We start from the raw sequence: 17,666 nt of genomic DNA on the forward strand, positions 1-17,666 counted from the left end.
TGAGCCGACCCCGAGAAGCTGCCGGAGGAACGACCGGGGCGGCGGCTGCCTGGCCGGGACGAGCCACTAGCGTGTGCCGCATGCGCTCACGTCGTTCTGTACTCGCGGTGCCCGGCAGCAACCCGCGCTTCCTGGAGAAGGCCCAGACTCTGCCCGCCGACGAGGTCTTCCTGGACCTGGAGGACTCCGTCGCGCCGCTGGCCAAGGAGGAGGCGCGCCAGAACGTCGTGGCGGCCCTGCGCGGGGGCGACTGGACGGGCAAGACGCGGGTGGTCCGGGTCAACGACCTGACGACCCAGTGGACCTACCGCGACGTGATCGAGGTCGTCGAGGGGGCGGGGGAGCACCTCGACTGCCTGATCCTGCCCAAGGTGCAGGACCCCACCGAGGTCGTCTGGCTCGACACGCTGCTCACCCAGATCGAGAAGACGATGGGCCTGGACGTGGGCCGCATCGGCATCGAGGCGCAGATCGAGAACGCCCGGGGCCTGGTCAACGTCGACGCCATCGCCGGGTCGTCGCGGCGGCTGGAGGCCCTGGTGTTCGGCCCCGCGGACTTCATGGCCTCCATCAACATGCGGACCCTCGTCGTCGGCGAGCAGCCGCCCGGCTACACCGAGGGCGACGCCTACCACTACATCCTGATGCGCCTGCTGATGGCCGCCAGGACGCACGACCTGCAGGTGATCGACGGCCCGTACCTGCAGATCAAGGACGTCGAGGGCTACAAGCGGGTGGCCCGCCGCGCCGCCGCGCTCGGCTTCGACGGCAAGTGGGTCCTCCACCCGCTGCAGGTGGACGCCGCCAACGAGGTGTTCTCCCCGGCCCAGGACGACTACGACCACGCCGAGCTCATCCTGGAGGCCTACGACTACTACACGACGGTCGAGCGGCGCGGCGCGGTCATGCTGGGCAACGAGATGATCGACGAGGCCTCGCGGAAGATGGCGCTGGTCGTGGCGGCCAAGGGCCGGGCCGCGGGGCTCCGCCGCACCAGAAGCTTCACACCTTCGGACCGATCGTCGTGAAGAACCAGAACGAGGACGTCAGCCAGAGCCCGACCAGCGGTGCACCGCCGGGGGGATGGTGCCCCGAGCATCCGGCTAATTTGCCGTACCGTCTGTGAAGTTTTGCGCACCCAGCGGACACAATGAACGAATGCAGGAAAATCCCCGTCCACAGATTCCGTACGGCCCGCCGCCCGGAGCGCCCGTCCAGCCGTACCCACAGCGGACGCAGCCCTGGCTCCTGCCCACGCCCTCCGGAGCCAGGTACGACCACCTGGCCAGGAACGCGGCCACCACCCGCATGTGGCGGCAGATCGTCGGCACGATCATCGTGGGCGCCGGGTTCTTCGTCATCGGCCTGGTGGTGCTGTTCGTCGGGATGGTGATCGCGGCCATCGTGGGCATCCCCGTGTCGCTGAAGCCGGACCAGCTCTTCGGTGACCCGGTGTTCGGGCTGGTCTTTCTGCTGCTGTCGATCGCGGCGGTGCTGCCCCTGGTGTTCGGCACGGCCGCGCTGATCCAGCGCCGCAGGCCGGGGACGTTGTCGTCGGTGGCGGGCCGGTTGCGCTGGTCGTGGCTGCTGAGCTGTGTCGGCGTGGCCGTGGTGGCGCTGCTGCTGGGGCAGCTCGCGCAGGTGCTCGCGCTGATGGCGACCGGGCAGCAGATCTCGGACCTGTTCGGCTGGAAGGGCTGGGCGGCCTTCCTGCCCGCGCTGATCGTCATCGTCGTGCTGGTGCCGTTTCAGGCGGCGGCCGAGGAGTACATGTTCCGCGGCTGGGTGGTCCAGGCGTTCGGGGTGCACCTGCGCAACCCGGTGTGGGGCATCGTGCTGGGGTCGGTGATGTTCGCCTCGCTGCACGGCTACACCTGGGTCGGCCTGCTGGACGTGTTCAGCTTCGGCGTGGTCATGGGCTGGCTGGCGGTGCGCACGGGCGGGCTGGAGGCGCCGATCGCGATGCACGTGGTGAACAACATGCTGGCCTTCGGGCTGAGCGCCGCGGCCGGGCAGCTCGACAGGGCGCTGCAGCAGGGGGAGGTGCCCTGGCAGTCGCTGGCGGGGACGGTGGTGCAGCTCGCGGTGTTCGCTTTCGGCGTGCTCCATCTGGCCAAAAAGCGGGCAGTCAGCACGATTTCCGGATAAATCGCCGTAGAGGTGCCAGGAATCTCGCTAGAGAGGTCTCGCCATTCGGGCTCCGGCGTGTTGCTCTGGATCCTGTGAGTGGGCGAGGATTGCGGAGGTGATCTTGGGGATCGGGCGAGGCGCATGGGGATGGTGAGCCTGAACGGTCCCCAGGCCCCGGGCCGGTCCGGCCGGGCACGACCGCTGCTCAACCGGCTCGACGAGCGCGACCGGTTCGACTAGTTCGGCTAGGAGGTGCGACGCGTGGCATCCGGTCCCAGTGACCCGCCACGGCGGCCGCCGGGTGACGACGACCCGCGTCCCGAGGACGCGCACGGTCAGGATGAGCCCAGGATCCGGCACACCCCGCCGGGCCCCACCGACGATCGGGCTCGGGGCTTACCCCTGGCCTCCCCCTGGGGCATGCCGCCCTTCTCCGCCCCCACGCCTGAGGACGAGCCTCCGGATCCGCCCAAGGGGCGCAGGCCGTACAGCTCGCCGACGTCCGAGACCGAGGCGCCCCGCCGCTCGCGTCGCGTGACCCATCCCGACAAGCTCGTCGCCGGCACCCCGACGCGTCCCCGGCCCGAGACGGAGGCCCAGCCTCCCCACCGCGAGCCCCCGTACCACCTGCCGCTTCCCGAGGAGGCGGAGCCCGAGGCCGCCGAGCCGGACGAGCCGCCCGGCGGGGAGGAACCGCCCGGCGAGGACGGGGTGCGCCGGGTCGGGAGGCCGCCAGGTGGGCGTCCCACGAGACCTGATCTGCTCGTCGCGTCGGGGCCGGCACGCCCCGGCGGCTCGGGCGGCAGGCATCACCGGGGCCCCGCGCCCGCCGCCGTCCGCAGATCCAGCCCCGTCGCGCGGCGGCGCCTCGCCAGGCCGCTGGCCCTCGTCACGGCCTTGGTCCTGGTGGTGGCGGCCGGAGTGGTGGGATGGCAGTGGTGGAGCTCCTCCCAGCGAAACGGCCTGCGTCTGGCGGCGGGCACCGGCCGCTCGGGCGACGACCTGTTCACCGTCCCCTCAGCCGGCGACGGCTCGAACCAGAAGCTCAACGACATGGCCTCGGTCGGACGCGCCGTGGTCGCCGTCGGCAGCGACACGACCAGCCCGACACCGCGTCCGCTGTTCCTGTTCTCGCCCGACGGCGGCAGGAACTGGCAGCTCGGCCAGGTCACCGGCACGAGCACCCCCACCGTTCAGCGGGTCGTGGGAGGCGGCGGGCTCTGGCTGGCCAGCGGCGGCGACGGCGCGGGCGGCGAGCGCGGCCTGTGGACCAGCTCCGACGGGTTCAGCTGGGCCGCCGTGGAACAGACCGGGCCGGCCGCGTTCAGACCCGGCGACCAGATCGCCGACATCGCCAGGACGGCGTCCGGCTTCGTCGCAGTCGGCCGCGCCACCCGCGAGGACGGCGGCTCGGCCCCCGCGGCCTGGCAGTCGGCCGACGGCCGGGCCTGGCAGCGGGTGCAGACCCGTGGCCTGGGCGTGCGCGAGCTGACCGCTCTGGTGGCCAAGGGCGACACGGTCGTCGCGGCCGGGCAGCCCGAACAGGGCGCGGGCTCCCGGGTCGTGCGCTCGGCCGACGGCGGTAAGAGCTGGCAGCCGACCAGCTTCCAGCTGCCCGAGGCGATGCCCAGGATCGGGTCGCTGGCCGTGCTGCCCAAGCAGTTCGTCCTGGCGCCGATCAGGCAGCGCACGGTCTCCGGGGACGTCCGCGTCTACTGCTCGCCCACGGGCGCGCGCTGGTCGCAGTGCGGCTCCATCCGCGGCCTGAGCGGGGAGAGCCCCGGCGTGGAGTCGCTGATCTCCTACGCCTCGGGCGTCGCCGCCATCAGCCAGGCCAACCTCGGCAAGTACACGGTGCTGACCAGCACGGACGCCCGCACCTGGACCAGGCGCGCCGACCTCGGCAACCTGGCCGGCGCCACCCTGCGCGGCTTCACCATCGCCGAAGGGGGCACCCTGTTCGCGGGCGGCGACCAGGCGGCCGCGGACGTGGACAACCAGCTCGTCCTGATCTCGGCCCCCGCCAAGGGGGCGTCCGCCCGCGTCCGGCTCGACCGGATCGACGGGCTGTCGCGCATCGCCCGTCAGACCAACCGCCTGGCCGCCCACGAGGGCAGGTACGTCGCGGTCGGCTCGGCCTCCGGCGACGCGGGCATCTGGACCAGCCTCAACTGGCAGACCTGGACCTCCATCAGCCTGGGCGGCGCGCACCAGCAGACCCTCGACGACGTGGCGTACGGCCGCCGCGGCTGGCTGGCGGTGGGCGGCACCCAGACCGACACCTCGGCCACCGAGCCGCTGATCGTCAGCTCACAGGACGGCCGCGCCTGGAAGCGGGTCCCCGGCACGGGCGACCTCGCCCGCCCGCAGGACCACCCGTACCTGGCCGCCCATGCGGTCGCCGCCGACGACAAGGGGTACGTGCTGGTCGGAGAGGACAGGAGTCCGTCCGGGACGGCCGCGGCTCTCTGGTTCACCCCCGACCTGCGGGCGTTCACCCGGTCCAAGAAGCTTCCGCAGGGCGGCTCGGACGTCCACCTCCACGACGTGACGGCCACCTCGTCCGGGTTCGTCGCGGTGGGCGGCGCGGGCCACGGCGACCAGGAGAGCGGCGTCGTCTGGTTCTCCGAGGACGGCGTCAACTGGAAGGCCCGCAAGCACGTCACCCCGCCGGACGCGACCTCGGCGGGCTTCCGTCAGATCGCCGCCTACCAGGGCAAGCTCGTCGCGATCGGTACCGCCCAGACGTCGGGGACACACCGCGCGTTCGCCGCGGTCTCCGACGACGACGGTGTCACCTGGCGCACGTCCTGGCTCCCCACGGGGCAGGCGGCGGCGGTCTTCGACCTCGCGGCGGCGGACGACGGCCTGGTGGCGGTCGGCTGGAACGGCACTTCGGCCGACGGCGACAGTGCCGCCTGGACCTCCCAGGACGGCCTCACCTGGAACCGTCAGGACCCGACCGGGGACCGGCTGGCGGGCCCGGGGATGCAGTGGCTGGCGGCCGTGACGATCGCGGGCTCGGAGGTGGTGGCCCTGGGCCGCTCCACGACGTACGACGCCGACCATCTCATCCTGTGGACCAGCACGCTGTCCCGCTGACAGCGCTTCACGGCGGACGGAGCGCGTCCCACTCCGTCAGCGTGTCCAGCAGGCCGTGGGCGAGCGGAAGGCGGGCCAGCTCGTCCAGCGGGCACCAGCGGGCGTCGGCGGCGTCGTCGCCCGCGGTGAGCGTCCCCGACGCCACCGTGGCCCGGTAGTCGCGGATCGCGTACGTGGCCCCGCTGGGTCCCGGACGCTCCACCGTCCCCATCAGGGCTCCCACCGTGACCCGCAGCCCGGTCTCCTCCAGCACCTCGCGGCGCACGGCGGCCACGTCGCTCTCCCCGGGCTCGACCCGCCCGCCGGGGATCGACCAGAGGCCCTCGTCCGGCGGTCGCCCGCGCCGGATCACCAGAAGTCGGGCGGAGGCGTCGAAAATGATCGCGCCGACACAATTTACGCGCACATGGTCAAGATTACGACGGGATATCGGGATGCGGCCTTGACGGAGAGCCGCCGAAGGAAGCAGCGTGGGTAGCTGTGAGAGCGGCCCCGACCTGCCCGCGATGTTTCGGCCCCGTGCACGAGCCGAGTGTGTGGTCAAGCGCGTGGCGTTGTGACGCGCACGGTGACGTGGTCCCCTATCAGCCGTCGCATCCACCGTCGGGCGAATCCCTGGAAATCGTACGAAAGAGCGCCGTGGTTCCGGTGTGGCTGCCGTGGCCGCTGCCGTCCGGATGGTTGGTGACCGGGTTCGCCTCGGCGGGCGACCAGCGGACGGGGGTCAGGGCCAGCGTGGTCGCGCTGAGCGGGCCCTCCTTCGTGGAGGGGCCCGCCGACCTGCTGATCATCGCCGAGGAACCCGGCGTGGGGCTCGGCGCGGCCTTCGCCGGGCTCGAGAGCACCGACCCCGGCAGCGGATTCGACGCGGGCCCGCCGAACGCCAAGATCGAGGTGCTCGGGCATCCGACTTCGCTGTGGTGCGTGGATGGCGCCCCCGACAGGGCCGTCTACGTGGGCGAGGCGCTCGGCAACTGGCTGTGGGCCATCGCCTGGCCGCCCGAGGCGGGCTGTCTCATCGCGCTGGCCGAGCTCAGCCTGTGGGATCTGCGCGACCACGACCTGGACGTGCCCTTCGGCGCACTGTCGCCCAGGCTCGACGGCTGACCCCGAAGCGGCGGGTTCTTTCGGTACTCGCCGAGCGACGCGATTCGCTCTGTCATCCAGACGGACTAGAGTGCGGAGGCGTGACAGCGCGTATCGAGCGAGTGGTGACCGAGGGCGTCGTCGACATCGACGGCACCCATGAGAAGGTCGAGAACAACACCTGGATCGTAGGCGACGACGACGAGGTGATCGTCATCGACCCGGCGCGTGACGCCGAGAAGATCCTGGAGCAGGTCGGCGAGCGCGAGGTGCTGGCCGTCATCTGCACGCACGGCCTGCCCGACCACGTCGGCGCGGCCATCGAGGTCGCGAGCCGCGACGAGGCGGTGATCGCCCTCCATCCCAAGGACAAGCCGCTGTGGCGCGAGACCTGGCGCGAGACCTGGCCCGACATCGACATGGAGGACGACGGCGCCTTCGGCGTGGCCGACATCCAGCTCGACGTCATGGAGACGCCGGGCGTGACCCCCGGCGGCGTGTCGCTCTACAGCGAGGCGCTCGGGGTCGTGTTCACCGGCAAGACCCTTCAGGCCGACGGCCCCGGCAAGCTCGGCGGCGAGTACCCGGCGCTGGCCGACCAGCTCACCGCGATCGGCGGGCGGCTGTTCACGCTGCCCGGCGAGACCCGCGTGCTGGCCTGCCACGGTGAAGAGGTCACCGTCGGCGACCTCGAGCCGCACTTCGACGACTGGGTGTCGGGCTCGCTGACCCGCACGGAGCCCGAGGAGGAGGGGCCGCTCATCGACGGCACGAAGGCCTCCGGGATCAGGCTCAACCATGGCGACGACCAGGGTGCATGACCAGCTTCCGCTGGAGGGGATGCCGCGGCGGCTCTACTCGTGCACGCCGTCGCGGTTGAACACCTGGCTCGACTGCCGGCGCCGCTACCGGTTCACCTACCTCGACCGGCCGCAGCCGCCCAAGGGGCCGGCGTGGGCGCACAACAGCGTCGGCGCCAGCGTGCACAACGCACTCGCGGGCTGGTGGCGCGAGCCGTACGAGCGGCGGACCCCGCTCACCGCGGCCATCCTGCTCACCAACGGCTGGATCACCGAGGGCTTCAGAGACAGGGAGCAGTCGGCCCACTGGCTGGGGCGTGCCCGCGACCTCGTGTCCGGATACGTCGCGACCCTCGACCCGTCCGACGACCCGGTGGGCGTGGAACGTACGGTGGCGACCCGCACCAAGGTCATCGCGGTGTCGGGGCGCATCGACCGCCTCGACAGGCGCGGCGACGAACTGGTCGTGGTCGACTACAAGACCGGGCGCCGACCCCTCACCCAGGACGACGCGCGCTCGTCGCTCGCGCTGGCGATCTACGCGGTCGCGGCGTCCCGGATGATGCGCACCCCCTGCCATCAGGTGGAGCTTCACCATCTGCCCACGGGTGAGGTCATCGAGTGGCGGCACAGCGACGACTCCCTCGCCCGCCACCTGCGGCGCGCCGAGGAGATCGCCGACGAGGCGGCGGCGGCCGACGAGCGCTACCGCGACAGGATCCCGGCGAAGAGCACGCGGGGAGCGCAGGCAGGGGCCGCTGAGCCGCCCGCGGTGCCGCCCGAGCTCGACGAGCACTTCGCCCCCAGCCCCGGCCCCCTCTGCTCGTGGTGCGACTTCCGCCGCCACTGCCCCGAGGGCCTGGCAGCGGCCCCCGACCGCACGCCCTGGGACGCCCTGGCCGACTGAGCCCCAGCGCCTCGGAATCGGCGTCCGAGGCTTCGGTGGCGTCAAGGTCGTGCTGCCGGTCAAGACATCGGATGAAGAACCTCGCCTGAAGGGGCAATCAACGCCATAAGTTGAAATTTCCGGGGAAAAGCTCCGATCTAAGCATTGACTATCTCGCTCTTCTCTCGTCATATCGGTGGTAACCGCTTATGGAAGGCAGGTGCACGTCGCATGGCCCAGCCGACGGAGAAGGGTAAGAAGCAGCCGCCCAGGACGCATGCGAAGAAGGTCCGCTCCCGTGGCGAGGAGACCACCTGGCACAAGCCCGACTACCAGGTCGTCGAGGCGTCCATGGAGATGACCGCGTACTTCCTGGCCACCAGGTAGGGCGCGGACGCCATGCGACTGCAGGTGCTCGGCACCGCGGCCGGTGGCGGCGTGCCCCAGTGGAACTGTGCGTGCCCCGGCTGCTCCGGGGCGCGCGCCCACCCCGCCCGCGTGCGGCGTCACGCCAGCCTCGCCGTGCGGCTGGCGACCGGGTGCTACGTCGTCAACGCCGCCCCTGACATCACCGACCAGATCGAGAGCTGCCCGTGGCTGTGTCCCGGCCCGGGCCCACGTGAGTCGCCGCTCCGCGGCGTCATCCTCACCGATGCCGAACTCGACCACACCATCGGGCTGCTCCGCCTCAGGGAGGCCGACACGCTGGAGGTCCACGCCACCCCGGCCGTGCGGCAGGCGCTGCGTCCCTTCGCCGACATCCTGGCCCCGTACGTCCAGCTCGCCTGGCACGACGCCGACGCCCTCCCGATCTCGGACAAGCGCCCCCGCTACGCGACGGAGCCGGGACCGTCCGGCTGGGTGTCGGCGCTGAGGATCACCGACGGTGACGCCACCCTGATCTACGCGCCCGCGATGGGCGCCTGGCCCGACACGGAGGCTCTCGAACAGGCCGACTGCGTGATCGTCGACGGCACGTTCTGGGACGACGAGGAGCCCCGCCGCACCGGCATCTCCAGCAGGACCGCGACCGAGATGGGCCACCTCCCGATCGAGGCCACCATGGAACGCCTGTCACGGCTGGACGCCCGCTGCCTCTACACCCACCTCAACAACACCAACCCCCTCGTGGACCCGGCCGCCGAACAGCACAAGGTGCTGGCCGAGCTGGGCGTCGAGGTGGCCGCCGACGGGATGGTGATCGACCTTTGAACGCCTTCGAGGCCGAGCTGCGCGCCGTACCGGAGAAGCGCTACCACCACCTGCACCCGTTCAACCAGCGGATGCACGCGGGCCGGCTGAGCCGCGACGAGCTGCGGGGCTGGATACTCAACCGCTTCCACTACCAGCGGCACATCCCCATCAAGGACGCCTACGTCCTGGCCAAGCTGGAGACGCCGGAACTGCGCCGGATGTGGCTGCGCAGGATCCAGGACCACGACGGCGTCAGGCCGGGCGAGGGCGGCATCGAACGGTGGCTGCGCCTGGGCGAGGCTGCCGGGCTCGACCGCGGCCTGCTGCTGTCGGGCGAGGGGGTCCTGCCGGGCGTCCGGCTGGCGGTGGACGGGTACGTGAACCTGTGCCGCAACGGCTCGACGCTGGAGGCCGTGGCCGCCTCGCTGACCGAACTGTTCGCCCCCGACCTGATGCGCACCAGGATCGCCGCCTTCGAGCGGCACTATCCGTGGATCGACCAGGACGGGCTGCGCTACTTCCAGATCCGCGTCACCCAGGGCCGCCAGGACAGCGGCGAGGCCCTCGAACTCGTCCTCGACTGGGCGCGCAGCCGCGCCGACCAGGACAGGGCCATCGCGGCGCTCGCCTTCAAGTGCGACGTGCTGTGGGCGCTGCTCGACGCCGTGGACGGAGCCTACCGATGACCTGGCGCCCTGCCCTGTCGCCCGCGGCCGTCCTCCGCCACGACCGGGTACGGCAGGCGGACCTGCTCATCGTCCCGGAGCGGATCGTCGTGCTGAACGAGGAGGCGGCGGCCATCGTCGGCCTCTGCGACGGCCGGCGGACCGTCGAGGAGATCGTCGCCGAGTTCCCCGAGGCAGGAGAGGGCGACGTGGAGGGGTTCCTGGAACGCGTGCGCGGGGAGGGCTGGCTGCGATGAACCCGTTGGGGAAGGCTCCGTGGGCCATGCTGGCCGAGCTCACCCACGCCTGCCCGTTGCGCTGCCCGTACTGCTCCAACCCGGTCGAGCTGGCGGCCAGGTCGGGCGAGCTCGGTACGGCGGAGTGGCAGCGGGTCATCGAGGAGGCAGCGGCGCTCGGCGTCGTCCACGCGCACCTGTCTGGCGGCGAGCCGTTGCTCAGGCCGGATCTGGCCGACATTGTGGCGACCGCCGAGCAGGAGGGCGTCTACACGCAGCTCGTCACCAGCGGCGTCGGCCTCACCGAGCGGCGGCTGGGCGAGCTGGTCGCGTCCGGGCTGCGCAGCGTGCAGCTGTCGGTGCAGGCGGCGACGGCGGGTGAGTCGGACCGGATCGCCGGGCGCAGGTCGTTCGCGCGCAAGGAGCGGGCGGCGGCGCTGGTGACCGCCCGTGGGCTGCCGCTCGGGCTCAACGTGGTGCTGCACAGGGAGAACCTGGACGCCGTCGGCGAGATCATCGAGCTGGGGCTGTCGTGGGGGGTAGAGCGGATCGAGCTGGCCAACACGCAGTTCTACGGGTGGGGGCTGGTCAACAGGTCCGCCCTGCTGCCGACGAGGGAGCAGCTCGCGCGGGCGGAGGCGGTGGTCCAGAAATATCGCGAGACAACGGGTGTCGAGCTGATCTGGGTGATTCCGGATTACTTCGACGGGGTGCCGAAGCCGTGCATGGGCGGCTGGGGGGCGATCTCGCTCACCGTCGCACCCGACGGCCGGGTGCTGCCCTGCCCCGCCGCCTACGACCTGCCGCTGGACCTCCCGAACGTCCGCGACCACGCGCTGAGCTGGATCTGGGAGCGCTCTGCCGCCTTCGACGCCTACCGGGGCACGTCCTGGATGGGCGAGCCGTGCCGAAGCTGCCCGCGCAGGGAGGTGGACTTCGGCGGCTGCCGCTGCCAGGCGTACGCGCTGACCGGCGACCCCACGCGCACCGACCCGGCCTGCGCCCTGTCACCCGACCACCACCTCATCACCGACCTGGCAGCCGGCGGCCCCTGGACGTACCGGAGCCCCGCACCCGGCCGGGCACCCGCACCTACGGACGAACCGGTCAGGCCGCCTGCGCCTTCGGCCAGCGCCGAGGGTTGGTCAGGCCTCTGAGGCCCCTGCTGACGTCGTAACCCGCGGCGCCGAAGCGCTCGCGCGAGCGGCGCAGCATGTCTCTGGTGGACGGCGTGAACGCGTGGTCGTGCACGCTCTCGGGCAGCGCGTTCATGCCCAGCCTGAACGCCTTCAGCGCCGCCGTCACCGTGGCCGGCGGGACCTCCGGCAGCACGCCGTACATCCGCCTCGCCCACTCCGGCAGCGTGTAGTAACACAGCGCGCCGAACGGGAAGTAGGCGGGCTTGCCCGGCGACAGCATCCGCAGCTCCGACGGCAGCCTGGGCCAGAGCAGGAACCGGACCGCTGAGGCCGCCTCCTCGGTGACCCGCAGGCCGGGGCGGGCCTGCTTGAGAAAGGCGTCCATCTCGGCGCACGAGCCCGGCACGTCGTCGGGGTGCAGGCCGACGTACGAGGCGCTCTTTCGCTGCTCGTTCAGGTAACGGTCGGCCTCGCGCTCGGTGAGCGCCAGCCCGCCGCGCCTGGCCACCTCCAGGTAGGACGAGACCTCCGCGCAGTGCACCCAGAGCAGCAGCTCGGGGTCGTCGACGCGGTAGGTCCGGCCGGTGTCGGGGTCGTTGATGCGCAGCCGCTTGTGGATGCCGCGCACCCGCATGCCGATCTCGTCGGCCTCCTCCGGGCTGCCGAACGTCACCCTCCCGACGAAGTCGGCGGTACGGCGGAGCCGCCCGAACGGGTCCTCCTGGAAGGTGGAGTTCTGCCAGACGCCGCGCATCGCCACCGGATGCAGCGCCTGGAGCATGAGCCCCCGGACGCCGCCGACCCACATCGAGCGGTCGAGGTGCACCTGCCAGGTCGCGCTCTGCGGCGGCTGGGCGGCGAGTTCTTCGCTGATCGCCATAGTAAGTGCATCATTACATGGCATTGGACCGAGTGTCCAAGTAGTGGGTTTCTGCGGTGTTCCAGAACCCGACCAGCGCCGCCGCCGTCGTCTCCGGCGCCTCCACGGCGGGAGAGTGGGCCGCGCCGGGCAGCACCATGAACTCCGCGCCCAGCCTCGCCGCCATCTCCGACTGGACCTCGGCCGGCCAGCCGTCGTCGTGCTCGCCGAACAGCACCAGCGTGGGCACCTCGATCTGGCGCAGTTCGTCGGTGCGGTCGTGCATGGTGAGCACCTGCTCGGCCATCGTCGCCAGGCCGACGGGCGAGTTGGCGAGCAGCCGCTTGTGCAGGAACTCCAGGATGTCGTCGGGGACCCCGTTGGCCAGCGCCTCCGGCTCGAAGCCGGTGGCCCACGCGTGCTCGAGCCCCCTCGCGGGGACCTCCTCCATGATCTTCCTGCTGTAGTGGGCTCGCGGCCCCACGATGGCCGCCGGGCCCGAGCTCATCAGGGTGAACGAGGCGAACTTGACCCGTCCGTCGATGACGGCCTCGCGCGCGACCAGCCCGCCGAAGGAGTGGCCCACCAGGTGCACCGGCTCGCCGCCCGCGATCGCCTGGGCCACCAGGTCGACGTCGGCGCCGAGCGCCGCGCAGGTGTACGCGTCGGGGTCGTCGGGGCCGGCCGTCTCGTACTGGCCGCGCAGGTCGACGGCGACCACCCGGCGCCCGGACTGGGCCAGGGTCTGCAGGACCGCGATGAAGTCTTCCTTGCTGCCCGTCAGGCCGGGGACGAGGAGCGCGGGCCAGCGGTCCACCACGCCGCTGACAGGAAGCGCCTCAAGAGCCGCGAACGTGCCCTGGGGCGTCTCGAGCTTCCGGGGCGCGACGCCAGGAGGCAGATTGAGGAATCGCGGCGTACTCACGTGGGGCAACAATACCCCGAGGTCAGCGCCGCGGCACCGGCGAACTGCGCACGCTGGTCCGGATTCGGCGGACTTGTCGCGTATGAGCGAACCGGCGTGCCCGGACGGCGATGGCGCCCCGCGACCAGCACACGGCCGGGGGCGTCCGAAGAACCGAGAAGCGCGCGTCGCGGTGTGCGACGCGCGCCTCAGGCGTGCCGTGCGGGTGCCCGGTGGAGGGTCAGCCCGCGCGGCGGCGGTTGTTGTTGTTGTTGCCGCGCTGACGCGAGCGACGCTGCTGCTGCCGCTCGCTCGCCGCCGACGGGGCGATGTCGTCGTCGTCGGTCGCCAGGTCAGGTGATTGGAAGATCACCGTGAACGGGCTGGCCGGGACGATGCGCTCCGGCTCCGAACGCACCGGAGGGGGCGGCGGGGTGAGGAAGCTCGGCTCGGCCTCGGCGACCGCCGCCGGCGCCTGCTCGCGGACGGGCGCCTGCTCCCGGACGGGCGCCTGCTCAACGGCGGGCTCCCTGACCGGCGCCTGGTCGGCGACCCGGGTGCGAGTCCGGGTACGGCGCGGCTCGGCGGCGGCCTCGATCTCGTCCGTGGTGATGATCGCAGGCGTCTCCTCGGACTTGCGGGGACGACGGCGACTGTCCATCAGCTCGACCTCCGGCGTATCGACGGCTGTGACCTCTTCCGTGGGCTGGCCACCGCGCGTGCGGCGGCGCTGGCGTGGCGTGCGGGGCGGACGTTCCTCGCGCTCGTCGCGGCGTCTGCCGCCACGGGCGCGGGAGCGACCGGTCTCGCCGAGGTCCTCGATGCGTTCCGCCGACAGCCCCGCCCGTGAGCGGTTGGCGTGCGGCAGGACGCCCTTGGTGCCCTCAGGGATGCTCAGCTCGGTGTAGACGTGCGGTGAGGTGGAGTAGGTCTCCTCGGGCTCGGCGAACTCGAGGCCGAGCATCTGGTTGATCATCTTCCAGCGGGTCAGCTCCTCCCACTCGACGAACGTGACCGAGATGCCCGTGCGCCCTGCTCGGCCGGTGCGGCCGATGCGGTGCACGTAGGTCTTGTCGTCGGTGGGGCAGTCGTAGTTGACCACGTGGGTGACGTCGTCGATGTCGATGCCGCGCGCCGCCACATCGGTGGCGACCAGCACGTCGATCTTGCCGTTGCGGAAGGCGCGCAGCGCCTGCTCGCGCTGGCCCTGCCCGAGGTCGCCGTGGACGGCCGCGACCGCGAAACCACGCGTGTCGAGCTGCTCCGCGACCATGTCGCAGGCCCGCTTGGTCTCGCAGAAGACCATGGTGAGCCCGCGCCCCTCGGCCTGGAGCAGCCGCGAGACGATCTCGATCTTGTCCATCCGGTGGGCGCGCCAGACGAGCTGGCGGACCTGCGGAGTGGTCTCACCCTCGCCGCTGTCGTGCTCTGCGCGGACGTGCGTGGGACGGTTGAGGTACTTGCGCGACAGCGAGACGATCTCGCCCGGCATGGTCGCCGAGAAGAGCATGGTCTGCCGCTGCGCGGGGATCAGCTTGAAGATGCGCTCGATGTCGGGCAGGAAGCCCAGGTCGAGCATGCGGTCGGCCTCGTCGAGCACGAGCGAGGTGATCTGACCCAGGTCGAGGTGCTTCTGCTTGACCAGGTCGAGCAGGCGGCCCGGGGTGCCGACGATCACGTCGACGCCGGCCTTGAGCGCCTCGATCTGCGGCTCGTACGCGCGTCCGCCGTACACGGTCAGGACGCGGGAGCCGAGCTTGCCCGCGGCGGTGACGAGGTCTTCACTGACCTGCACCGCCAGTTCGCGGGTCGGGACGATGACGAGCCCGCGCGGCTTCTTGCGGTTCTTGCGCGGCTTGCCGATGCTCTGGAGCATGGCGATGCCGAACGCGTAGGTCTTGCCAGTGCCGGTACGCGCCTGGCCGATGAGATCCTGGCCGCTAAGGGCGAGGGGAAGGGCCATTTCCTGGATGGGGAATGGTGTGGTGATGCCCTCGGTCTCGAGGGCATCGGCGATTTCTGGTGTGACTCCCAGGTCTCGGAAAGTCGTCAGCGTGGCCTGCCTCAGTCTCAAATGAAGGCGGGCCTGCCGGGACCGACGGGCGGTGTCATTCGCCGTACTTGGGTCCTCGCGGTAGAGCCAGCCCTCTCATGTCATCAGCGACCGCAGACCCGGGGAACGGGGGGTTATCGGGGTAGATCGCCCCGAATTAACACAGTGCGGTCGCACTTTCACAGAGCAGTGTACTCGATACCACAACGCAGGCCGAGTTTCCCGTTGTTCCCGAAGTACGCTGCGTTCCATGAACGAGTCCCCTGGTGTCGTCGACCTGCTCGGTGTGCTGGCCTACGCGGAGCTCAGCGCGTTCGCCCGGATGACCGAGGACGCCGCGGTCCTGGCCCCTTCGCTGGCCGACCAGGCCGCGCTGAGCGAGCTCGCCGTGGCCGAGTACGCGCACTTCCGCCTTCTCCGCGACCGGCTGTCCGAACTGGGCGCCGACCCCGAGCAGGCGATGTCGCCGTTCGCCCCGGCGCTGGACGCCTGGCACACCCAGACCAAGCCCGGCGACTGGCTACAGGCGCTGGTCAAGGCGTACGTGGGAGTCGGCATCGCGCTCGACTTCTACCGCGAGGCCGCCGGCCATCTGGACCCGTCGATCGGCAAGCTGGTCGACGAGGTGCTGGCCGACGAGGGCCGCTCGGAGTTCGCGGTGGACCGGGTCAGGGCCGGGCTGCGGGCGGATCCGACAGCGGCCGGACGGCTGGCACTGTGGGCGCGCCGCCTGGTGGGCGAGGCGCTCAGCCAGAGCCAGCAGGTCGCCGCGGCCCGTCCGGAGCTGGCGCGGCTGCTCATCGAGGCGGCGCCCGACGACCAGGCCGAGATCTCCCGGCTGTTCGCCAGGCTGACCGAGGCGCACAACAAGCGGATGGCCGCGCTCGGCCTCTGAGGCAGCCGGTCCGCGTATCGAGCGGCGCGAGAGCGCGAACGGTTGTACCGTGCGAACATGAGGGCTTCGCGCCGCTACGGCAGTTCCCTGACCAGATGTGGGCCGAATCGCTGGACCTCGCGCGCCGTGTTGTGGAGGGGGAGCGCGGCCTGCCCGACCATCGAGCCGAGGCACGACGACGTCCCCCGGCGACGGCGACCTCGCGGATGCCGGATCGGCGCGCCCCGCGCCTGCGCCGAAGGCTGACGCCTACGCGGCGGGCCGGGGCTGGTGCTCCACGGTCTGGCGCTCGCCCGACGCGCTGTAGCCGGGCCGGGGTACGGCCCGCGAGCCGCACCCCGATGAGAAACTCTGTCGCGCTCTCGGCGTGCGGCTCTCATGGCAGGCAGGGGACAGCCGTACTCTCGACCCGCCGCTCGCCCGGCAGGCGTGGAACGGAACCTGCCGGTGGGGCCGGGCCGACGATCGCGCGGACCCGGGAGCGGGGGCTGGGCGGCTACAGGGTGCCGCCGAAGCCGACGGGCCTGGCTTCGTCCTCGCCGATCTCGATGAACCCGATCGAGGCGACCGGCACGATCACGCGCCTGCCCTTCACGTCGGTCAGGGCGAACAACCCGCGTTCGACGGCGAGCGCGTTCCTGATCTCCTCTTCGACCTGCTCGGACGAGAGCTCGGTCTCGACAACGAGCTCACGGTGTACGGATCGTACGCCGATCTTCACTTCCATCGTGCTCCCTTTCGACGGCCACCAGCTCACCCCATCGTCGCGCGTGGCCAGCGCGAAAGCGCAGAAGATCCGCGCCGAGCGAACGAGTTAAGCCGTACGCGGAAAACCGCTGATGCCGCGCCAGGCCAGCCGGGCCATCAGCTGCTCGGCCGCGTCCTTGGGGATGGAGCCGTGCGTGGTGACCCAGTAGCGGGCGCTCACCTCGGCCATGCCGACCAGCCCGATGCCGAGCAGGTGGGCCTCGTCGCTGGTGCAGCCGGTGTCCTCCTGGATCACCGCGCTCACCATCTCCGCGCACTCGCGCAGCGAGCGCTCCACGCGCTGCCGTACGGGCGCCACGTTGCGCAGGTCGGACTCGAAGACGAGGCGGAACGCCTCGCCCTGGGTGGAGACGAAGTCGAAGAACGCGCTGAACGTGGCCTGGACGCGGAGCTTGTTCTCGTGGGTGGAGGCCAGCGCGTCGCGACAACGGTTGATCATGTCGTCGACGTGGAGGTCGAGCAGGGCCAGATACAGTTCGAGCTTGCCGGGGAAGTGCTGGTACAGGACGGGCTTGCTGACCCCTGCCCGGTCGGCGATCTCATCCATGGCGGCGGCGTGATAGCCGTTCTCCACGAACACTTCCTGCGCGGCGCTGAGGAGCTGGCGGCGGCGGGCTAGCCGGGGCAGCCGTGTGCCCCGGGGTTTGGCATCCGGGGTGGCGGTCACGCGGGTCTCCAGTGGGTTCTCATGGGGTTGGTTGGGACATCCTACGGGCGAGGCGCCGGCCGCTCATCGATAGTCGTCATCATCGTCCTGGCCGACCAGGCGATCCTGTTCGGCGGCGTCGGCAGGGTTGACCTCGAGCGGGAGCTCCTCGCTCAGCCTGCCGGCCTCTTCGCGCATCTGGCTGTACTGCTCGGCCGCGTCGACCTCCGGAGCCTCGATCGGCCGTTCCCGCTCGCCCTCGAGGATGGTGCTGTCGTTCCCGCGGGTGTCCATCTCCGACAT

General features: G+C 71.4%; 19 protein-coding genes. 12 read left to right on the forward strand and 7 right to left on the reverse strand.

Going from position 1 to position 17,666, the window contains the following annotated elements; all coding sequences use genetic code 11:
* Nucleotides 1-80: 80 nt before the first annotated feature.
* From ABZ297_RS11105 to ABZ297_RS11115, 3 genes are all read left to right on the forward strand, one after another.
* Nucleotides 81-1,028, forward strand: a complete 948-nt coding sequence (locus ABZ297_RS11105) for a CoA ester lyase (RefSeq protein ID WP_355342944.1) — start codon at nucleotides 81-83, stop codon at nucleotides 1,026-1,028.
* 130 nt (nucleotides 1,029-1,158) lie between these two features.
* On the forward strand, nucleotides 1,159-2,148 hold the full coding sequence (locus tag ABZ297_RS11110; RefSeq protein WP_355342947.1) for a type II CAAX endopeptidase family protein: 990 nt from the start codon (nucleotides 1,159-1,161) through the stop codon (nucleotides 2,146-2,148).
* 243 nt (nucleotides 2,149-2,391) lie between these two features.
* Nucleotides 2,392-5,232 (forward strand): hypothetical protein, encoded by a 2,841-nt coding sequence (locus ABZ297_RS11115; protein ID WP_355342950.1) that lies wholly within the window; start codon nucleotides 2,392-2,394, stop codon nucleotides 5,230-5,232.
* A gap of 7 nt (nucleotides 5,233-5,239) precedes the next feature.
* Here the strand turns inward: ABZ297_RS11115 and ABZ297_RS11120 are convergent, their stop codons facing one another.
* The gene (locus tag ABZ297_RS11120; RefSeq protein ID WP_355342953.1) at nucleotides 5,240-5,638 is read right to left on the reverse strand and encodes an NUDIX domain-containing protein; all 399 of its coding nucleotides are present in this window, start codon (nucleotides 5,636-5,638) and stop codon (nucleotides 5,240-5,242) included.
* A 74-nt stretch (nucleotides 5,639-5,712) separates the two neighbouring features.
* Between ABZ297_RS11120 and ABZ297_RS11125 the strand changes: the two genes are divergently transcribed.
* From ABZ297_RS11125 to pqqE, 8 genes are all read left to right on the forward strand, one after another.
* Nucleotides 5,713-6,339 carry a DUF6758 family protein gene (locus ABZ297_RS11125; protein WP_355342956.1) on the forward strand — a complete coding sequence of 209 codons (627 nt, stop codon included), beginning with the start codon at nucleotides 5,713-5,715 and terminating at the stop codon, nucleotides 6,337-6,339.
* 80 nt (nucleotides 6,340-6,419) lie between these two features.
* Nucleotides 6,420-7,139, forward strand: a complete 720-nt coding sequence (locus ABZ297_RS11130) for an MBL fold metallo-hydrolase (protein WP_355342959.1) — start codon at nucleotides 6,420-6,422, stop codon at nucleotides 7,137-7,139.
* On the forward strand, nucleotides 7,117-8,025 hold the full coding sequence (locus ABZ297_RS11135) for a PD-(D/E)XK nuclease family protein (protein ID WP_355342962.1): 909 nt from the start codon (nucleotides 7,117-7,119) through the stop codon (nucleotides 8,023-8,025). Before ABZ297_RS11130 ends, ABZ297_RS11135 begins: the two co-directional genes overlap by 23 nt.
* A 210-nt stretch (nucleotides 8,026-8,235) precedes the next feature.
* Nucleotides 8,236-8,391, forward strand: coding sequence for a pyrroloquinoline quinone precursor peptide PqqA (gene pqqA / locus ABZ297_RS11140; protein WP_350811200.1), 156 nt, complete (start codon nucleotides 8,236-8,238; stop codon nucleotides 8,389-8,391).
* A gap of 12 nt (nucleotides 8,392-8,403) precedes the next feature.
* Entirely contained in the window at nucleotides 8,404-9,216 is an 813-nt protein-coding gene (locus ABZ297_RS11145; RefSeq protein WP_355342965.1) for an MBL fold metallo-hydrolase, read from the forward strand.
* Entirely contained in the window at nucleotides 9,213-9,884 is a 672-nt protein-coding gene (pqqC, locus tag ABZ297_RS11150) for a pyrroloquinoline-quinone synthase PqqC (RefSeq protein ID WP_355342968.1), read from the forward strand. The genes ABZ297_RS11145 and pqqC overlap by 4 nt, the downstream gene beginning before the upstream one ends.
* Entirely contained in the window at nucleotides 9,881-10,120 is a 240-nt protein-coding gene (pqqD, locus tag ABZ297_RS11155) for a pyrroloquinoline quinone biosynthesis peptide chaperone PqqD (RefSeq protein ID WP_350811203.1), read from the forward strand. Before pqqC ends, pqqD begins: the two co-directional genes overlap by 4 nt.
* Complete coding sequence (gene pqqE / locus ABZ297_RS11160; RefSeq protein ID WP_355342971.1) at nucleotides 10,117-11,256, forward strand: pyrroloquinoline quinone biosynthesis protein PqqE; 1,140 nt, start codon at nucleotides 10,117-10,119, stop codon at nucleotides 11,254-11,256. Before pqqD ends, pqqE begins: the two co-directional genes overlap by 4 nt.
* Here the strand turns inward: pqqE and ABZ297_RS11165 are convergent.
* From ABZ297_RS11165 to ABZ297_RS11175, 3 genes are all read right to left on the reverse strand, one after another.
* A complete protein-coding gene (locus ABZ297_RS11165; protein WP_355342974.1) occupies nucleotides 11,207-12,118 on the reverse strand; it encodes an oxygenase MpaB family protein in 912 nt (303 codons plus the stop codon). The genes pqqE and ABZ297_RS11165 overlap by 50 nt on opposite strands.
* A 13-nt stretch (nucleotides 12,119-12,131) precedes the next feature.
* Nucleotides 12,132-13,022, reverse strand: coding sequence for an alpha/beta hydrolase (locus tag ABZ297_RS11170; protein WP_355342977.1), 891 nt, complete (start codon nucleotides 13,020-13,022; stop codon nucleotides 12,132-12,134).
* Between the two features lie 220 nt (nucleotides 13,023-13,242).
* Nucleotides 13,243-14,964 (reverse strand): DEAD/DEAH box helicase, encoded by a 1,722-nt coding sequence (locus ABZ297_RS11175; RefSeq protein WP_355342980.1) that lies wholly within the window; start codon nucleotides 14,962-14,964, stop codon nucleotides 13,243-13,245.
* A gap of 340 nt (nucleotides 14,965-15,304) precedes the next feature.
* On the opposite strand from ABZ297_RS11175, the gene ABZ297_RS11180 reads away from it, so the two are divergent.
* The gene (locus tag ABZ297_RS11180) at nucleotides 15,305-15,949 is read left to right on the forward strand and encodes a ferritin-like fold-containing protein (RefSeq protein ID WP_355342983.1); all 645 of its coding nucleotides are present in this window, start codon (nucleotides 15,305-15,307) and stop codon (nucleotides 15,947-15,949) included.
* Between the two features lie 496 nt (nucleotides 15,950-16,445).
* Here the strand turns inward: ABZ297_RS11180 and ABZ297_RS11185 are convergent, their stop codons facing one another.
* The 3 genes from ABZ297_RS11185 to ABZ297_RS11195 form a co-directional block, all read right to left on the reverse strand.
* Entirely contained in the window at nucleotides 16,446-16,676 is a 231-nt protein-coding gene (locus ABZ297_RS11185) for a DUF3107 domain-containing protein (RefSeq protein WP_355342986.1), read from the reverse strand.
* Between the two features lie 87 nt (nucleotides 16,677-16,763).
* Nucleotides 16,764-17,384, reverse strand: coding sequence for a TetR/AcrR family transcriptional regulator (locus ABZ297_RS11190; RefSeq protein WP_355342989.1), 621 nt, complete (start codon nucleotides 17,382-17,384; stop codon nucleotides 16,764-16,766).
* A gap of 63 nt (nucleotides 17,385-17,447) precedes the next feature.
* Nucleotides 17,448-17,666 carry a hypothetical protein gene (locus tag ABZ297_RS11195; RefSeq protein WP_350811214.1) on the reverse strand — a complete coding sequence of 73 codons (219 nt, stop codon included), beginning with the start codon at nucleotides 17,664-17,666 and terminating at the stop codon, nucleotides 17,448-17,450.

The sequence above is a fragment of the Nonomuraea sp. NPDC005983 genome, from assembly GCF_040614375.1.
Lineage (GTDB): Bacteria > Actinomycetota > Actinomycetes > Streptosporangiales > Streptosporangiaceae > Nonomuraea.